Below are 16,907 nucleotides of genomic sequence, written 5' to 3'. Positions count from 1 at the left end.
CGTCAACGGACTGCTGGGCCTTTCGAATCTGCTTTCACCGCCATGATCGGCGAGATCCACAGGAAATCGCCGGGGGGATAAAGATGCTCAAGAACCGTCGCAACGCCGCCACCGATGTGGCGACCAAACTCCACCGCGCCGAAACCGCCGTCGACGATGCGATCGTCGCGCTCGGCGAACTTTTCACCGGGCTGCCGCAAGCGCAGGTCGCGGCGAAGCTGTCCCCGGTTTCGGGGGACGCCGCCATGACGCTGGCGAGCGCCGCCATCGGTGCGATGTGCGAAAGCCGCGCGAATGTGGTGCAATTGCATCATGAATTGGCACGCGTCCGGGATGGCATCGGCCTGAAGAATTTCCGGATCGTCGGAACCGGCGACGGCGTGAAGATCAAGGAACCGCAGGGCAGCAGCGAAAATGACGACGCGCCTGCGGCAAGGGCCGACATCGCTGCCGCATGAGGATGATCCCCGGGTTATGGAATTGGCCTTGAAGGGCAGCGTGCCGTGATCTGGGGATATATCTACATCGCGCTGATCGTGACGGTGCTCGTGACAGTGCTGTGGATCGGCGACTGGGAATGTCGTCTGTCGATCTTCACGCTGTTCACGGCCTCGGCCCTGAGCATCCTCGCCGTCCATCTTTCAGGCCGTTATCTCGAGAACGCCAATCCTCTTCTGATCGCGTTCGACCTCCTCACTCTCGCCGTCTTTGTCGTTCATGCCCTTTACAGTCGTCGCTATTGGACGCTTCCCGTCGCCGCACTGCAGATGATTACCTGCGGCACGCATTTTGCGAAGCTGTCTGCGCCGACCATCGTCGCCAACGTCTATGCGGCGGGGCAGGGGCATTGGGCCTATGTCCAGATGGCCATCATCCTGGTCGCCGCGATCCATGTGCGGGCCCGGATGAGAGAGGAAGCGCGAGCGCACCGACCATAGATCGGTACGAATATGTCTTTAGAAAATTGGTCGCCGCAACGTCTGCGGTCGGCGCGTCGCAGCGTTCAACGCGGACTTGAAGATCGGCTGCGGTCGCTGGAAACCAAAGCTCCGGAAGGTGGCGACGCGGAAGGACACGAGGCCTCCAAGTGTCCGGGTGTGCGGGCAAAGCTGGTCCGGCGCATGCTGGGCGAGCGCCAGATGCGCGAGCAATTTTTTCCCGCCGAATTCTGTACCGATCCGGCATGGGACATATTGCTGGACCTTTATGTAGCGCGGCTGGAGGGGCGGCAGGTATCTGCGACCAGCCCCGCGGTTGCCACCGCGATCCCGGCGACGACCGGCGCCCGCTGGATCCGGATGATGACGCAGGCTTCGCTGCTCGCGCGGCAGGATGATCCCGACGATGGCCGGCGGGTTTTCGTCGTCATGACGGACCCGGCCTTTGCCGCCATGGGGCGATATCTCGACGAGGCGGTCGCATAAGGCGCTGCTCGCGATGGCGCGACCATATCGGCGGACCAAAAAAGGGTGCCCGGCCCCCCCGAGCCGGACACCCCTCCTTGGCGTCGCTGATCCGAGGGATCAGGCGCTGTAGTACATGTCGAACTCGACCGGGCTCGGGGTCTGTTCGAAGCGATAGACCTCGTCCCACTTGAGTTCGATATAGGCCTCGATCTGGTCCTTGGTGAACACGTCGCCCTTGAGCAGGAAGTCGTGGTCGGCGGCGAGGCTGTCGAGCGCTTCGCGCAAGCTGCCGCAGACGGTCGGGACTTCGGCCAGTTCCTCGGGCGGCAGGTCATAGAGATTCTTGTCCATCGGATCGCCCGGGTGGATCTTGTTCTGGATGCCGTCGAGGCCCGCCATCAGCAGCGCCGAGTAGCAGAGATAGGGGTTGGCCATCGCGTCGGGGAAGCGGAACTCGACGCGCTTCGCCTTGGCGCCCGCACCATAAGGGATGCGGCACGAAGCCGAACGGTTGCGCGACGAATAGGCGAGCAGCACCGGTGCTTCGAAGCCCGGGACGAGCCGCTTGTAGCTGTTCGTCGTCGGATTGGTGAAGGCGTTGAGCGCCTTGGCATGCTTCACGACGCCGCCGATGAAATAGAGGCACATGTCCGACAGGCCCGCATAGCCGTTGCCGGCGAAGAGCGGCTTGCCCTTTTCCCAGATCGAGATGTGCGTGTGCATGCCGCTGCCGTTGTCGTCTTTGATCGGCTTGGGCATGAAGGTCGCGGTCTTGCCATAGGCATGGGCGACCTGGTGCACGACGTACTTGTAGATCTGCATGCGGTCGGCGGTCTGCGTCAGCGTGCCGAAGGTCAGGCCGAGTTCGTGCTGCGCGGCGGCGACTTCATGGTGGTGCTTGTCGCAGGGCAGACCCATTTCGAGCATGGTCGAGACCATCTCGGCGCGGATGTCGACGGCGCTGTCGACCGGTGCGACGGGGAAATAGCCGCCCTTGGCGCGCGGACGGTGGGCGAGGTTGCCGCCCTCATAGCTGCGGCCGGTGTTGGTCGGCAGCTCGATGTCGTCGATCTCGAAGCCCGACTTGTTGTAGCCGGTTTCGAAGCGGACGTCGTCGAACATGAAGAATTCGGCTTCGGGGCCGACATAGACGGTGTCGCCGACGCCGGTCGAGGCGACATAGGCCTCGGCGCGCTTCGCCGTCGTGCGGGGGTCGCGGGCATAGCCTTCGCCGGTCGAGGGCTCGACGATGTCGCAGAAGATCACGAGCATCGGGGTCGCCGAGAAGGGATCGTCATAGACGGCTTCGAGGTCGGGCATCAGGATCATGTCCGACTCGTTGATCGCCTTCCAACCCTCGATCGACGAACCGTCGAACATCAGGCCGTCTTCGAGCGCGTCTTCGTCGATCACGCCGGCGCACATGGTCAGATGCTGCCATTTGCCCTTCGGATCGGTGAAGCGCAGGTCGACCCACTCGATGTCGTTTTCCTTGATGCGTGCGATGATGTCCTTGGGCTTCGTAGCCATGGTCATATTTCCTTCTTGCGATTTGTCCGGGGCGACCCGGGGTCTTGTTGAACAGGTTGGGGAGTGCGGGGTTTAGAGCGCGTCGTCGTTGCGCTCGCCGGTGCGGATGCGCAGAGCCGTCTCGACCGGGATCACGAAAATCTTGCCGTCGCCGATGCGGCCGGTCTGCGCGGCGGCGGCGATCGCCTCGACCACGCGTTCGGCCATGCTGTCCTCGACGATGACTTCGAGTTTCACCTTGGGCAGGAAATCGACGACATATTCGGCGCCGCGATAGAGTTCGGTATGGCCTTTCTGCCGGCCGAAGCCCTTGGCCTCGGTTACGGTGATGCCGCTGACGCCGACCTCGTGCAGCGCTTCCTTCACTTCATCGAGCTTGAACGGCTTGATGATCGCTTCAATCTTCTTCACGCGTCTAGTCCCCCACTTGGGCTTTATCGATGCCTGCAGCCAAAGCCGGACAGGCCTGCCTGCCCGGTGCGCACCGTCCTGAGTCGCTGCGAGGCCCCGTCATGTTGCACCAATCAAAAGCCGTGCCAATTGCCGAATCGCAAGCTTTCGGTAAGAATTTTGAAAGCAAATTGCGCCGTTGCCCAAGGGGTGGGCAACGGCGCAATCTCGGTGCCTAAAAAAGCGGCAAATCGATCCACCCCGCCGCGCCGCGACGGGGAAGAGGGTATCAGCGACCCATCGGCGCCGAGGCGTCGGGCAGGTTCGCCTTGGTCCAGATCGAACGGTCGATGACATAGGCGCGGATCGCCTCGGCATCGGCGGGGGTCAGCACACGCGCGAAGCTGACCATGCCGCTGTCCTTGAGCGCGCCGTCGACGATCACGCCCTTCCACGCATCGGCGTTGCCGAGCAGGCCCGAAACGCGGAGGTCGGGGGTGAAGCCGTTGCCGATCGCGCTGTCGCCGTGACAGACGATGCAGTAGCGCCCGAAATGCGCCTTGCCCGCCGCGACCTGCGCGGCGGTGCCGAACTGCGCCGGCGGGTTCCACGCAAGCGTTGCGGCGGCGGGCGGCGCGGGCAGCTTGCCGGTGCCGCCGATCTTGAGCACGACGAGGCGCGGGATGTTCGGCACCTTGCGCGTCACCCCGCCCGCGACCCCGGCAACGAGCGGGAACGCGCCGCCCTTGCTGGTCATGAAGGCGATATATTGCACGCCGCCGACGCGGAAGGTCGAGGGCGCGCTGACGATCCCCGACTGCATGTCGAGGTCGAGCAATTGCTTGCCAGTGTCGGCGGTGTAAGCGCGGAAGCGGCCCGTGCTCGTCCCTTGGAAGACGAGGTTGCCCGCGGTGGTCATCGTGCCGCCGTTCCACGCCGCCCGATAGTCGACCGCCCAGGCGACCTTGCCGGTGCGCGGATCGAAGGCGACCAGCCGTCCGGTGGTCGCTGCGACCGCGGCCTTGAACGCGGCCTTGTCGTCGGGCAGCATCGTCTTGTTGAGCGAGGTACCGATGTTGAAGCCGAGGACCTTGCGCTTGTCGAGTTCGTCCATGTCGGCGAGATAGCCCTGCGGAATCTGCTGTGCCGGGATATAGACGAGGCCGGTGGCTGGGTTATAGCTCATCGGGTGCCAATTGTGCGCGCCGAGCGCGCCGGGCACCGCGATGAAAGGCTTGCCGGTTTTGTAGAAGCGCGCCTCGGGATTTTCGATCGGGCGGCCTGTGGCGAGGTCGTAGCCCGTCGCCCAGTTGATCCCGTCGACGAAGGGCTTGGCATCGATCAGCTTGCCGGTCGTACGATCGATCGTGAAGAAGAAGCCGTTTTTCGGCGCGTGGTAGAGCACCTTGGTCGGCTTCCCGGCGACCGCCTGCTCGGCGAGGATGATCGGCTGGGTTGCTGTGTAATCCCACGTCTCGCCCGGCGTCTCCTGATAATGCCATTTATATTTGCCGGTCGTGGCGTCGAGCGCAACGACCGAGGACAGGAACCAGTTGTCGCCCTCGCCATTCGAGCGCGTGCCATGGTTCCACGGATTGCCGTTGCCGACGCCGAGATAGACCTGGTCGAGATCCTTGTCATAGACGATCGCGTCCCAAACAGTGCCGCCGCCGCCCGAGGTCTGCCATTCGCCCTTGTCGGACCAGGTCGCGTTGGCCTTGCTCGCGAAGATGTCGTCCGAGGCGGCGTCGTCCTTGGCCTTGGTCGGGTTCGGCGCGGTGTAGAAGCGCCAGCGTTCCTTGCCGGTGTCGGCGTCATAGGCGGTGACATAGCCGCGCACGCCGAATTCGGCGCCGCCATTGCCGATCAGCACCATGTCCTTCACGACGCGCGGGGCGCCGGTGATCGTATAGGGTTTCGAGGTGTCGAAAGTTTGGGTGGTCCATTGCTCCTTGCCGGTCTTGCGGTCGAGCGCGATCAGCCGGCCGTCGAGCGCGCCGACGAAGAGCTTGTCGCCCCACACCGCGACGCCGCGGTTGACGACGTCGCAGCACGCGCTGACCGCGCGTTCGCCCGGAACCTTGGGGTCGAATTTCCACAGCAATTTGCCCGTCGCGGCGTCCCAGGCACTGACCTTCGACCAGGCATGGCTGACATAGAGCGTGCCGTCGACGATCACCGGGGTCGCCTCCTGCCCGCGCGCATCGTCGAGATCGGCGGTCCAGGCCACGCCGAGCTGGCCGACATTCTTGTCGTTGATATCGGTGAGCGGGCTGAACCGCTGCTCGTCGTAGCTGAAACCGATGGCGCCCCAGTCGTCGCCGTTGCCGCCGGTCTTGAGCAGGGTCTCGCTGGCCTTTTCGGCTTCGTCGAGCGAGCCGCCCGAGATGCTCTCATTCTTCGATGCGTTGCACGCCGACAATGCCAGTACCGCGCAGCCGATGAGCGCGGCCTTCAAGACCTTCTTTGCCATCCCATTTTCTCCCGACGCCTATGCTTGACGTTAACGTCAAGTCTGCGCCCGATGCGCCGGGGGCGCAAGCGGGAAAATGGGGGCAGAGATGGTCGTTATTGCCAGGGCGGCGCGTTCAGGCCCTTGGGGCTGGCGGTGAAGATCTCGCATCCCGTTTCGGTGATGCCGATGCTGTGCTCGAACTGCGCCGAGAGGCTGCGGTCGCGGGTCACCGCGGTCCAGCCGTCGGCGAGCATCTTCACCGCATATTTGCCGGTGTTGATCATCGGTTCGATCGTGAAGAACATGCCCGGGCGCAGTTCGGGTCCGGTGCCGGGACGGCCGGCGTGGACGACCTCGGGCGCGTCGTGGAACATCTGGCCGAGGCCATGCCCGCAGAAATCGCGGACGACCGAATAGCGGTGCCTTTCGGCGTGGCTCTGGATCGCATGCGCGACGTCGCCCATGCGGTTGCCGGGCTTCGCCTGTTCGATGCCGAGCATCAGGCATTCATAGGTCACCTCGACCAGCCGCCGCGCCTTGATCGGCACATCGCCGACCAGATACATGCGGCTGGTGTCGCCGTGCCAGCCGTCGATGATGCTGGTGACGTCGATGTTGACGATGTCGCCGTCGCGCACCGGCTTGTTGTCGGGAATGCCATGGCAGACGACATGGTTGATGCTGGTGCAGCAGCTGTGGGTGAAGCCGCGATAGCCGAGCGTCGCGGGAATGCCGCCGCCGTCGAGCATCATCGTGCGGACGAGGTCGTCGATCTGGCCGGTGGTGACGCCGGGCTGGACAAAGGGCACGAGCGCGTCGAGGATTTCGGCCGACAACCGCCCCGCCTTGCGCATGCCCTCAAAACCCGCCGCGTCGTGCAGCTTGATCGTGCCGTCGCGCACCGGCGTCGGCGCGCCGGGGGCGGCGGTGGTCACGGAGACATAGTCGTACATGGGGGTGATATAGGCGCTGGAGAACCAAAAGGCGAGGGCACGGCATGTCAGCTCGCGGTCCTATGACTCCGAAACCAGGCGGCCAATTCATCCTCCGCAAGTTCACCGGCCGCCAGCGCAAGCACAATGTCTATGGCGTCCTGGGGATTGAAGCGCAGTTCATGGCCGTTGAGGCGTAGAAATAGGCGTGCCAGAACCCATGCAGTCCTTTTGTTGCCGTCGCCGAAGGGATGGTTGCGTGCGACGCCGAACGCGTAGGCCGCAGCCAGTTTCGCCGGATCGTCTTCGCCATATACCCATTGGTTGACTGGCCGCGCCAGCGCCGATTCGAGCATCCCGGCATCGCGGACGCCAGAAATGCCCCCATGTTCGGCGAGTTGGCGATCGTGAATGGCCAAGGCCACATCCGCGTCGAGCCAGATGGGCTCGACGCGATCACTGTTGGTCATTTCGCGAGGACGCGCAAGATATCGCGATCTTCGCGCATGATCTCCTCGGCGGCCGCCATTTTTGCCGCGAAATCGGGATTTGACGCGGTCAGGCGGATGCCGTCAGGCGATTCGGTGGCGAACAGCGTATCGCCCAGCGAGACGCGCAGCCGCGCGAGCAACTCTTTGGGCAGGATGACGGCAGCACTGTTGCCGACCTTGGTGATTTTGAGTGGCGTGTTCATACAGGCGTTATAACATTGCGATGTCTCAGCTTCAAGGCCTCACCTCAGGACGCCCGGCTGAACAATCCGAACAACCCGCCGCGCGGCTTTTCGGGTTCGGCGATCATGTCGGGGTCGTCGCCGATCTTTTCGGCGCGCTGGCGCTGCCAGGCGTAGAGCAGCATTTCATAGTCATGATCGGACAGCTCGTGCGACGCGCGGCCGTCGCCGAGGCCGGTCATATTGTAGAAGAGTGCGTCCTGCGCCGCGCTGAGCTCGACGAAGGCGGGGTGCTTGTCGGCGCGCAGCTGGCGTCGGATGATGACGTTGCGGCGGTCGCGCCACTCGGCGATCTTCAGCTCGGTCTCGGCGCGGAAACGCTCCTTGTTCGCCTCGTCGCGGGCACCCTGGATCGACGCGACCTTGCCATCGTCGAGCCGTTCCTTTTCGCACCAATAGGCCGACTCGTACCAGGGATCGACGTCGTGGGCGCCGCCGAGCAGCACCATCGGGCGCGGGAGCCCTTCGTGCGCGGCGTCGCGGACCAGCGCCTGGTGGAAGCGCAGGGTGAGGAAGAAGCGGCCGAGACGGTCGGCGACGACGTCGACCGGCGCGGGTTCGCCGAACGGGATGCGGCCGGGCATGTTGGCGCATACCGCGGTGTAGATGCGTCCCAGCCCGACGACGGTCAGGCTGCCCACGATGTCGCGGAATTCGCCCTGCCAGGGCGTGCTGGTGTCGGCCGCGGCGGCGTTGATCCCGGCAAGGTCGCCGTCGCCGAAGGGAAAGGCTTCGTCGTCGTAGAAATTGACCTCGAGCGGCCATGCGTCGTCGTCGGGTTCGCAATGCGCCGACAGGTCGGCGCCGATCGCGGTAACGGGACCGCCCGCGGCGTGGCGTTCCTCGTCGCGCAGCAGGTCGGCGGCGAGTTCGTCCCAGCCGGTGACACGGACCGCCGACAGCGGCCGCGCGAGGCAGAGCGAGGTGATCGGGTGCGGATGCGCGAGCAGTTCCTCGGTCAGGAAGGCGTCGAGCTCGTCGAAATTGCCAGCGCGCATCACGCCCTCGAACCAGCGGTCGAATTCGCGCAGCGCGTTCGCCTGCCCCAGCCATTGCTGCAATTGTGTCGTCATCGTCTGCCCCGGCCCCACATTGTCAGGAGCGGCGGGCATAGCAGCAGGGAGTTGCGATCCGCTTAATTCGATGGCGACCGCCTCGCCGTCAGTCGCGTGGCGGCGCCCAGTCGCTCACTGCAACGAAATCCGCCGCGCCGGGCACTTTCTCGAAGACGCTGCCGACCGGCGAGTCGAGAAAGCCGATGATCGACGGGTCGTAATTGGCGATGGTGTTGACATCGTAGATGCCGTGATTGGCGGGGTCGTTCATATAGGCATCGTCTTCGGTGCCCGAGAGGAAGGCCCAGCCGCTGTCCTGGTCGTTGCGCGGCTTGTCGCGGTACATGAAGCGGACCGGCAGACCCTCCACCGTGATGCGGTCGGACGCGATGCAGCCGCCGCGTCCCATCGCGAGCGGGCGGATGTCGTCGCGCGACAATTTATAGCGTTTCTCGCGCGCCATCAGCCCGGGTGCAGCAAAAGCGGACAGGGCGACCGCCGCGAGCCCGAGGCCCGAGAGGATCGCCCTGCGCCGCACGATACTTATTCCGCAGCCTTTTTCGACTTGTCGGCCTTGGGCTTGGCCTTCGCCTTGCTGCCCTTGGGCGGGGCCGAGACGATTTCAAAGGCGAGCGGATTGCCGACATTGGCGTCGCCGCCGGTCTTCATCTTGACCTTCACCTCGCCGCCATGGACGAGCTTGCCGAACAGCAGTTCCTCGGCGAGCGGCTGCTTGATCTTTTCCTGGATCAGGCGGCCCATCGGTCGCGCGCCGTAGAGCTTGTCATAGCCCTTGCCGGTCAGCCATTCGCGCGCCGCCTCGTCGAGCTGGATATGGACGTTGCGGTCGGCGAGCTGCATTTCGAGCTGCAGGATGAACTTGTCGACGACGCGCGCGACGACTTCGGGCGGCAGATAGCCGAAGGGCACGATCGCATCGAGGCGGTTGCGGAATTCGGGGGTGAAGAGATTCTTCACCGCTTCCTCCTGCACATCCTCGCGCGTCGACAGGCCGAAGCCGATCCCCTCGCGCGCCATGTCGCTGGCGCCCGCATTGGTCGTCATGATCAGGATGACGTTGCGGAAGTCGACCGTCTTGCCGTGATGATCGGTCAGGCGGCCATGGTCCATCACCTGCAACAGGATGTTGAACAGGTCGGGATGCGCCTTTTCGATCTCGTCGAGCAGCAGCACGCAATGCGGATTCTGGTCGATCGCGTCGGTGAGCAGGCCGCCCTGATCGTATCCGACATAGCCCGGGGGCGCACCGATCAGGCGGCTGACCGAATGGCGCTCCATATATTCGGACATGTCGAACCGTTGGAGCGGGATGCCCATGATCGACGCGAGCTGCTTCGCGACCTCGGTCTTGCCGACCCCCGTAGGCCCGCTGAACAGATAGTTGCCGATCGGCTTTTCGGGATCGCGAAGACCCGCGCGGCTAAGCTTGATCGCCGACGACAACACCTCGATTGCGGTGTTCTGGCCGAAGACGACGCGCTTGAGGTCGGTCTCGAGATTGGCGAGTGTCGCCTTGTCGTCGGTCGACACCGACTTCGGCGGGATGCGCGCCATCGTAGCAATGACAGCCTCAATCTCCTTCGCGGTGATCGTCTTCTTGCGCTTCGACGGGGCGACGAGCATCTGCATCGCGCCAACCTCGTCGATCACGTCGATCGCCTTGTCGGGCAATTTGCGGTCGTTGATGTAGCGCGCCGACAGGTCGACCGCGGCGTTGATCGCGTCCTGCGTATAGCGCACCTGGTGATGCGCCTCGAACGCGCTGCGCAGCCCGGCGAGGATCTTCTTGGTATCCTCAAGGCTGGGCTCGATCACGTCGATCTTCTGGAAGCGGCGTAGCAGCGCGCGGTCCTTTTCGAAGTGGTTGCGGAACTCCTTGTACGTCGTCGAGCCGATGCAGCGGATGACGCCGCCCGACAACGCGGGCTTGAGCAGGTTCGACGCATCCATCGCGCCGCCGCTCGTCGCGCCGGCGCCGATCACCGTGTGGATCTCGTCGATGAACAGGATCGCGTGCGGCAGGCCTTCGAGTTCGGTGACGACCTGTTTCAGCCGTTCCTCGAAATCGCCGCGATAACGCGTGCCGGCGAGCAGCGCGCCCATGTCGAGCGAATAGATAACCGCGGGCAGCAGCACTTCGGGCACGTCGCCCTCGATGATCTTGCGCGCGAGGCCCTCGGCGATCGCGGTCTTGCCGACGCCGGGATCGCCGACATAGAGCGGATTGTTCTTGCTGCGGCGGCAGAGGATCTGGATCGTGCGATCGACCTCGGCACTGCGGCCGATCAGCGGATCGACCTTGCCGATCTTCGCTTTCTCGTTGAGGTTGACGGTGAACTGGTCGAGCGCGGTTTCCTTCTTGTTCTTCGCGTCGGCCTTGTCCTTCGTCTCTTCCTTTTCCTCGGGCTCGGCGGTGGGCGACGGCTTGCCGCCCTTGCCGACGCCGTGGCTGAGGTAGGAGACCGCGTCGAGGCGGGTCAGGTCCTGCTGTTGCAGGAAATAGACGGCGTAGGATTCGCGTTCCGAGAACAAGGCGACGAGGACGTTGGCGCCCGTCACCTCATCCTTGCCCGACGACTGGACATGCAGGATGGCGCGCTGGACGACGCGCTGGAATCCCGATGTGGGCGACGGGTCGCTGTGTCCCTCGACCTTCAGGCTGTCGAGTTCGGTGTCGAGATAATGGACGACCGCCGATTGCAGGTCGTCGAGCGCGACGCCGCACGCGCGCATCACTTCGGCGGCATGATCGTCGTCGATCAGCGCGTAGAGCAGATGCTCGAGCGTCGCATATTCGTGGTGGCGCTCCGAAGCGGCCTTCAGCGCGTTATGGAGGGTCTTTTCGAGGCTTTCCGAAAAAGACGGCATGGTCATTCATCTCCTTGCGGGGACCAGGCCGGGGAGATGGCGGCCCCCTTAGGTACACAAGGTGGCGATGCCGCCGTCCCATCGCAAGGGAAAAGCGGTCGACGGCATGAATTTGCGCAGATCGGGGTTGGAATATGGTTAACGCGGCGTTGGGGATTTTGCCGCCGGGCGTGCTGTCGATTGGGCACAAAAATGCCGGCGGCCCAAGGGGGGAGGCCGCCGGCATATTGGGGCGCGCCGAAGCACGCTCTTCGATATTGCTAAAGCGCCCGGCGTCCGCGGCCGAACACGAAGGCGACGACCACCAGCACGACGCCGACGATCAGCAGAATCTTGGCGAACTCGGCCGACAGGCCGGCAATCCCGCCAAAGCCGAGCAGCGCAGCGACGAGCGCGATGACGGCGAAGATGATGGCATATCTGAACATATTCGGTCTCCTTCCCGGACGCACGCCCTCGCCTTCGACCACGCGCGCTATGCGGCGGCTCGACTTCGCGGGTTTGTCATGCATCGATGCACCGTTAACGCGCCTTCGCCGACAAGGTTCCTGACGGTGCGACAAGGCCGCCCGCCGCTTGATCTTGGCCGGGATGCGCCTAGGGACGGAGGCGAAAGGTCGCCCCGATGAAAAACCTGCTTGTCGTCCTCGCCGCTGTTGTGCTGGCGCTCGCTCCGCCCGCGCTCGCCGCGCCCAAACAGGGCGATGTCATCATTCGCCACGTCACGCTGATCGACGTCGAGGCGGCGAAGGCGGTCGCCGGCCAGGCGGTGGTGCTGAAAGGCGGCGATATCGTCGCGGTCGGTCCCGATGCCGCGATCGCCAAGGACTGGCACGCGACGCAGCGGGTCGAGGGCAAGGGCAAGTTCCTCATCCCCGGGCTTTGGGACATGCATGTCCATTTTGGTGGCGGGCCCGAGCTGATCGCGGAGAATGAGGCGCTTTTCCCGCTCTATGTCGCGAACGGCATCACGACGATCCGCGACTGTTCGGGCGATCTTGCCGAGCAGGTGCTCGCGTGGCGGAGTGCGATTGCGGGCGGCACGCTATTCGGTCCTCGCCTGCTGACCTCGGGCGCGAAGATCGAGGGGATCGCGCCGCTGTGGAAGGGCACGATCGAGGTCGGCAACGAGGCCGATGTCGATGCGGCGCTCGACCGGCTCAAGAACCGCGACCATGTCGATTTCGTCAAGATCACCGACAGCACGTTGAAGCCCGAGCTTTTCCTCTATGCGCTGCAGCGCGCGAAGGCACTCGGCATCCGCACCTCGGGGCATATCCCGATGGCGCTGACGACGGGGCAGGCGGTCGATGCGGGGATCAGTTCGATCGAGCATCTCGACTATGCCTATAATGCCGGGGCGACGGACGAAGCGGCGATTGCGGCCGATTTCGCCGCGGGGCGGATCGACCGGGCGGAGGCGAACCGCCGGCTCGACGCGGGCTTTGACCGCAATACCGCGATGGCGGCCTATCGCCGTTTTGCGACGCAGGGTGTTTCGGTCACCCCGACGCTCAACGGCAGCCGCATCATCGCGTATCTCGACCGCGACGATCACAGCAAGGATGCGGGGCTCGCCTATATGGGGCCGAAGCTGCGCAAGACCTATGAATGGCGCGTCGAGCGCGCGGCCAAGGCGGATGCCCCTGCCATCGCGGCGCGGCACAAGCAGATCGAGGACATTGGCACGATCCTGCCGATGCTCGCCGAGGCGGGGGTACCGATCATGGCGGGGACCGACGCGGGTTTCCTCAACAGCTTCAACTATCCGGGCTTCGGGCTGCACGACGAGATCGCGCTGTTCGTCGAAAAGGGGCTGACCCCGGCGCAGGCGCTCGCCTCGGCGACGCGCGCGGGTCCGGCATGGTTCGGCTGGCTCAACCGCTATGGCGCGATCAAGCCGGGCATGGCGGCGGATATGGTGCTGCTCGACCGCAACCCGCTCGAGGACATCGCCGCGACGCGGGCGATCGACACGGTGGTGATGCGCGGGACGGTCCATGATCGCGCCGCGCTCGACAAGATGCTCGCCGACACGCGGGCCAAGGTCGCGGCTTGGGATGCTGAGGCGGCGAAGCCCTAGGGCGTCGCCGCGCGGGCCGCGGCGCGGGCACGCCATACGCTCCACAGGGTGAAGATCCCCATCGCCGCCCAGATCACATTGAGCCCGGCGGACGGCAGGGCACCATTATAGCCCGAATTGATCACGAAGCCCGCGGCGCCGACGACATTCATCCACTGGTAGAGATAGCCGCGCGGTTCGAGCTTGCCGAGCGAGAGCAGGATATAGCTGGCGAGGATGATCGCGGCGGCGGCCCAGCCGATGATCTCGATACCGATGTTGAATGCGCCCATATCCCGTCCCTTCGCGGCCGTCGGTCGGCCGATATTCGGAGGCGGCGACCTAGCGCATACCCCGTTCGAGTTCTTCGACCGCATCCTTGGCTTCGGCAAGGCCGAGTCCGGTCTTTTCGCGCATCAATTTGATCGCCTCGATCTTGCGGTTCTGGCGGATGAGGTCGAGGATTTCCTCGTCGCTGATCCGCTCGTCGCCGACGCGCACCATCGGGCGCGGTGCTGCACGGGGTGGCGGGCCGGTGAGGTCGCGCCGGTCGCCCTGACCCTTGCGGATCAGGAAGAGCGTCAGCGCGACCCCGAGCAGCAGGCCGAGGACGAAGGGAATCAAGGCGCCCATCGTCCCCGCCTAGTCCTTATGCGGCCAGCTTGCGGAGCACATAGTGCAGGATGCCGCCGTTCATATAGTATTCGACCTCGTTTGCGGTATCGATGCGGCAGAGCGTATCGAAGGCGAAGGTCGAGCCGTCGGGGCGGGTGACGTTCACGGTCACCGTCTGGCGCGGCTTCAGCTCGGCGACGCCGGTGATCGTGAACTGGTCGTCGCCGGTCAGGCCCAGCGTTTCGCGGCTCTGGCCGTCGAGGAACTGGAGCGGCAGCACGCCCATGCCGACGAGGTTCGAGCGGTGGATGCGCTCGAAGCTCTCGACGATCACCGCGCGGACGCCGAGCAGGTTCGTGCCCTTCGCCGCCCAGTCGCGCGACGAGCCGGTGCCATATTCCTTGCCCGCGATGACGACCAGCGGCGTGCCGTCGGCCTTGTGGCGCATCGCGGCGTCGTAGATCGGCATGACCTCGGCGCCATAGCGCGACATGCCGCCTTCGATGCCGGGGACCATTTCATTCTTGATGCGGATGTTGGCGAAGGTGCCGCGCATCATGACGTCGTGGTGGCCGCGGCGGGCGCCGTAGCTGTTGAAGTCGGCCTTGCTAACCTGATGTTCCATAAGCCATTTTCCGGCCGGCGAGTCCGCCTTGATCGAACCGGCGGGGCTGATGTGGTCGGTCGTGATGCTGTCGCCGAGGATCGCGAGCGGCTTGGCGCCGACGATGTCCGACACCGGCGCCGGGGTCATCGACATGCCCTCGAAATAGGGCGGGTTGGCGACATAGGTCGAGCCCGCGCGCCACTGATAGGTGTCGCTGCCCTCGACCTCGATCTTCTGCCAATGCTCGTCGCCCTTGTAGACATGCGCGTAGCGCGCCTCGAACATGTCGCGGTCGACCGCGCCCGCCATGACTTCGGCGACTTCCTGGTTGGTCGGCCAGATGTCGGCGAGGAAGACGTCCTTGCCGTCCTCGGCCTGCCCGATCGGGGTGGTGGTGAAATCCTCGATCACCGTGCCCTTGAGCGCATAGGCGACGACGAGCGGCGGCGAGGCGAGGAAGTTGGCGCGCACGTCGGGCGACACGCGGCCTTCGAAGTTGCGGTTGCCCGAGATCACCGCCGCGGCGACGAGGCCATTCTCGTTGATCGCCTTCGAGATCGGCTCGGCGAGCGGACCCGAGTTGCCGATGCAGGTGGTGCAGCCATAACCGACGAGGTTGAAGCCGACATTGTCGAGATGCGCCTGCAGCCCGGCCTTTTCGAGATAGTCGGTGACGACCTGCGAACCCGGCGCGAGCGAGGTCTTGACCCACGGCTTGGGCTTCAGGCCATAGGCATCGGCCTTTTTCGCGACGAGCCCCGCGGCGATCAGCACCCCGGGGTTCGAGGTGTTGGTGCAGCTGGTGATTGCGGCGATGGTGACGTCGCCGTCACCGATGTCGAAATCCTTGCCCTCGACCGGCACGCGCGTCTGCGCCTTTTTATAGGTGTTCGCCATGTCGGCGTTGAACACGTCGTCGACCTCGGGAAGCGAGACGCGGTCCTGCGGACGCTTGGGCCCCGCGAGCGACGGCACGACGGTGGCAAGATCGAGTTCGAGCGTCTCAGTGAACACCGGGTCGGCGGCGCCCTCGACGATCCACAGCCCCTGCGCCTTGGCATAAGCCTCGACCAGCGCGATATTTTCCTCGGTGCGGCCGGTCAGGCGCATATAGTCGAGCGTCTTGTCGTCGACGCCGAAGAAGCCGCAGGTCGCGCCATATTCGGGCGCCATGTTGGCAAGCGTCGCGCGGTCGGCGAGCGACAGCGACGACAGGCCGGGGCCGAAATATTCGACGAAGCGGCCGACGACGCCCTTGGCGCGCAGCATCTGCGTCGCGGTGAGCACGAGGTCGGTCGCGGTGACGCCTTCCTTCAGCGCCCCGGTGAATTTGAACCCGACGACTTCGGGGATCAGCATCGACACGGGCTGGCCGAGCATCGCGGCCTCTGCCTCGATCCCGCCGACGCCCCAGCCGAGCACGCCAAGGCCGTTGATCATCGTCGTGTGGCTGTCGGTGCCGACGCAGGTGTCGGGATAGGCGACGGTCTCACCATTCGCATCTTCGCTGGACCACACCGCCTGCGCGATATGTTCGAGGTTCACCTGGTGGCAGATGCCGGTGCCCGGAGGGACCGCCTTGAAATTGTCGAGCGACTTCGAACCCCATTTCAGGAAGTCATAACGTTCGCCGTTGCGATAATATTCGATTTCGACATTCTGTTCGAACGCTTTGGGGTGGCCGAATTCGTCGACCATCACCGAGTGGTCGATGACGAGGTGGACGGGGACCAGCGGGTTGATCTTCGTCGTGTCGCCGCCGAGCTTCGCGATCGCATCGCGCATCGCGGCCAAGTCGACGACGCAGGGAACGCCGGTGAAATCCTGAAGCAGCACGCGCGCGGGGCGATACTGGATCTCGCGGTTCGAATGCGGATCCTTCTGCCAGTCGACGAGCGCCTTCACATCGTCGGTCGACACGGTGAAGCCGCCATCCTCGAAGCGCAGCAGGTTTTCGAGCAGCACCTTCATCGAGAAGGGCAGGCGCGACACGTCGCCGAACTTTTCGGCGGCCTTGTCGAGCGAATAATAAGCGTAATTCTTGCCGCCGACGCTCAGCGTCGAACGGGTACCCAGCGTGTCGTGGCCCGTGGTCGTCATAGGATTGCAGTCCCCATGTTGGCGCGGCGGGGAATGACTGTCCGATGGCGGGGCGGGAGAGCGAGGCCAGCGGGAGTCGCACGCGCGGTTTATGTTGGCGCCGCCTTACGCCGGGGGGTGGGAAATGCAAGGG

17 protein-coding genes are annotated in these 16,907 nt (G+C 64.6%); 4 read left to right on the top strand and 13 right to left on the bottom strand.

Translation table 11 applies throughout. The annotated features are described in order from the left end of the window. Positions 1–83: 83 nt before the first annotated feature. The 3 genes from B1A78_RS14720 to B1A78_RS22355 are packed head-to-tail and all read left to right on the top strand — an operon-like array spanning position 84 to position 1,424. Entirely contained in the window at positions 84–458 is a 375-nt protein-coding gene (locus B1A78_RS14720; protein ID WP_077147685.1) for a hypothetical protein, read from the top strand. Positions 459–503: 45 nt separating this feature from the next. Next, positions 504–938: a hypothetical protein gene (locus B1A78_RS14715; RefSeq protein WP_077147684.1), complete on the top strand. Its 435-nt coding sequence runs from the start codon at positions 504–506 to the stop codon at positions 936–938. A 12-nt stretch (positions 939–950) separates the two neighbouring features. Continuing rightward, complete coding sequence (locus B1A78_RS22355; RefSeq protein ID WP_144037847.1) at positions 951–1,424, top strand: hypothetical protein; 474 nt, start codon at positions 951–953, stop codon at positions 1,422–1,424. A gap of 99 nt (positions 1,425–1,523) precedes the next feature. Here B1A78_RS22355 and glnA read toward each other — a convergent pair whose 3' ends face one another. The 10 genes from glnA to B1A78_RS14660 all read right to left on the bottom strand — a co-directional run bounded on the left by glnA (position 1,524) and on the right by B1A78_RS14660 (position 11,818). Further along, complete coding sequence (glnA, locus tag B1A78_RS14705; protein ID WP_077147682.1) at positions 1,524–2,936, bottom strand: type I glutamate--ammonia ligase; 1,413 nt, start codon at positions 2,934–2,936, stop codon at positions 1,524–1,526. A 72-nt stretch (positions 2,937–3,008) separates the two neighbouring features. Continuing rightward, on the bottom strand, positions 3,009–3,347 hold the full coding sequence (locus tag B1A78_RS14700; RefSeq protein ID WP_077147681.1) for a P-II family nitrogen regulator: 339 nt from the start codon (positions 3,345–3,347) through the stop codon (positions 3,009–3,011). Between the two features lie 268 nt (positions 3,348–3,615). Beyond that, positions 3,616–5,799, bottom strand: a complete 2,184-nt coding sequence (locus tag B1A78_RS14695; protein WP_077147680.1) for a PQQ-dependent dehydrogenase, methanol/ethanol family — start codon at positions 5,797–5,799, stop codon at positions 3,616–3,618. Between the two features lie 95 nt (positions 5,800–5,894). Beyond that, positions 5,895–6,734, bottom strand: coding sequence for a type I methionyl aminopeptidase (gene map, locus B1A78_RS14690; RefSeq protein ID WP_077147679.1), 840 nt, complete (start codon positions 6,732–6,734; stop codon positions 5,895–5,897). Positions 6,735–6,781: 47 nt separating this feature from the next. After that, entirely contained in the window at positions 6,782–7,183 is a 402-nt protein-coding gene (locus B1A78_RS14685; protein ID WP_077147678.1) for a type II toxin-antitoxin system death-on-curing family toxin, read from the bottom strand. Further along, positions 7,180–7,407, bottom strand: a complete 228-nt coding sequence (locus tag B1A78_RS14680; protein WP_077147677.1) for an AbrB/MazE/SpoVT family DNA-binding domain-containing protein — start codon at positions 7,405–7,407, stop codon at positions 7,180–7,182. The genes B1A78_RS14685 and B1A78_RS14680 overlap by 4 nt, the downstream gene beginning before the upstream one ends. 44 nt (positions 7,408–7,451) lie before the next feature. After that, positions 7,452–8,558, bottom strand: a complete 1,107-nt coding sequence (locus B1A78_RS14675) for a hypothetical protein (protein WP_144037846.1) — start codon at positions 8,556–8,558, stop codon at positions 7,452–7,454. Between the two features lie 49 nt (positions 8,559–8,607). Continuing rightward, positions 8,608–9,039, bottom strand: a complete 432-nt coding sequence (locus tag B1A78_RS14670; protein WP_218667987.1) for a DUF2185 domain-containing protein — start codon at positions 9,037–9,039, stop codon at positions 8,608–8,610. Positions 9,040–9,044: 5 nt separating this feature from the next. Continuing rightward, positions 9,045–11,390 carry an ATP-dependent Clp protease ATP-binding subunit ClpA gene (gene clpA / locus B1A78_RS14665; protein WP_077147687.1) on the bottom strand — a complete coding sequence of 782 codons (2,346 nt, stop codon included), beginning with the start codon at positions 11,388–11,390 and terminating at the stop codon, positions 9,045–9,047. Positions 11,391–11,650: 260 nt separating this feature from the next. Further along, a complete protein-coding gene (locus B1A78_RS14660; RefSeq protein WP_077147686.1) occupies positions 11,651–11,818 on the bottom strand; it encodes a DUF1328 domain-containing protein in 168 nt (55 codons plus the stop codon). 197 nt (positions 11,819–12,015) lie between these two features. On the opposite strand from B1A78_RS14660, the gene B1A78_RS14655 reads away from it, so the two are divergent. After that, complete coding sequence (locus B1A78_RS14655; RefSeq protein ID WP_077147674.1) at positions 12,016–13,473, top strand: amidohydrolase family protein; 1,458 nt, start codon at positions 12,016–12,018, stop codon at positions 13,471–13,473. Here B1A78_RS14655 and B1A78_RS14650 read toward each other — a convergent pair. From B1A78_RS14650 to acnA, 3 genes are read right to left on the bottom strand one after another with little or no spacing between them, the layout of a single operon-like run. Further along, the gene (locus B1A78_RS14650; protein WP_077147673.1) at positions 13,470–13,745 is read right to left on the bottom strand and encodes a hypothetical protein; all 276 of its coding nucleotides are present in this window, start codon (positions 13,743–13,745) and stop codon (positions 13,470–13,472) included. The two genes, B1A78_RS14655 and B1A78_RS14650, sit on opposite strands and share 4 nt — an antisense overlap. 49 nt (positions 13,746–13,794) lie before the next feature. Next, on the bottom strand, positions 13,795–14,085 hold the full coding sequence (locus B1A78_RS22995) for a ribosomal protein L7/L12 (protein ID WP_077147672.1): 291 nt from the start codon (positions 14,083–14,085) through the stop codon (positions 13,795–13,797). A gap of 16 nt (positions 14,086–14,101) precedes the next feature. Beyond that, positions 14,102–16,774 (bottom strand): aconitate hydratase AcnA, encoded by a 2,673-nt coding sequence (acnA, locus tag B1A78_RS14640; protein WP_077147671.1) that lies wholly within the window; start codon positions 16,772–16,774, stop codon positions 14,102–14,104. Between the last annotated feature and the right edge of the window lie 133 nt (positions 16,775–16,907).

This window comes from Sphingopyxis sp. KK2, from assembly GCF_001990265.1.
Taxonomy (GTDB): Bacteria; Pseudomonadota; Alphaproteobacteria; order Sphingomonadales; family Sphingomonadaceae; genus Sphingopyxis.
Note: the sequence above shows the minus strand (reverse complement) of the source record. Positions and strands in the feature narration are given on the sequence as shown.

Excerpts from the sequence above, each read along its gene's own strand:
- B1A78_RS14685 (WP_077147678.1), bottom strand. The coding sequence starts at position 7,183 with ATGACCAACAGTGATCGCGTCGAGCCCATCTGGCTCGACGCGGATGTG.
- glnA (WP_077147682.1), bottom strand. The coding sequence starts at position 2,936 with ATGGCTACGAAGCCCAAGGACATCATCGCACGCATCAAGGAAAACGAC.
- B1A78_RS22995 (WP_077147672.1), bottom strand. The coding sequence starts at position 14,085 with ATGGGCGCCTTGATTCCCTTCGTCCTCGGCCTGCTGCTCGGGGTCGCG.
- B1A78_RS14695 (WP_077147680.1), bottom strand. The coding sequence starts at position 5,799 with ATGGCAAAGAAGGTCTTGAAGGCCGCGCTCATCGGCTGCGCGGTACTG.
- B1A78_RS14655 (WP_077147674.1), top strand. The coding sequence starts at position 12,016 with ATGAAAAACCTGCTTGTCGTCCTCGCCGCTGTTGTGCTGGCGCTCGCT.
- acnA (WP_077147671.1), bottom strand. The coding sequence starts at position 16,774 with ATGACGACCACGGGCCACGACACGCTGGGTACCCGTTCGACGCTGAGC.
- B1A78_RS14675 (WP_144037846.1), bottom strand. The coding sequence starts at position 8,558 with ATGCCCGCCGCTCCTGACAATGTGGGGCCGGGGCAGACGATGACGACA.
- clpA (WP_077147687.1), bottom strand. The coding sequence starts at position 11,390 with ATGCCGTCTTTTTCGGAAAGCCTCGAAAAGACCCTCCATAACGCGCTG.
- B1A78_RS14660 (WP_077147686.1), bottom strand. The coding sequence starts at position 11,818 with ATGTTCAGATATGCCATCATCTTCGCCGTCATCGCGCTCGTCGCTGCG.
- B1A78_RS14680 (WP_077147677.1), bottom strand. The coding sequence starts at position 7,407 with ATGAACACGCCACTCAAAATCACCAAGGTCGGCAACAGTGCTGCCGTC.
- B1A78_RS14720 (WP_077147685.1), top strand. The coding sequence starts at position 84 with ATGCTCAAGAACCGTCGCAACGCCGCCACCGATGTGGCGACCAAACTC.
- map (WP_077147679.1), bottom strand. The coding sequence starts at position 6,734 with ATGTACGACTATGTCTCCGTGACCACCGCCGCCCCCGGCGCGCCGACG.
- B1A78_RS14650 (WP_077147673.1), bottom strand. The coding sequence starts at position 13,745 with ATGGGCGCATTCAACATCGGTATCGAGATCATCGGCTGGGCCGCCGCC.
- B1A78_RS22355 (WP_144037847.1), top strand. The coding sequence starts at position 951 with ATGTCTTTAGAAAATTGGTCGCCGCAACGTCTGCGGTCGGCGCGTCGC.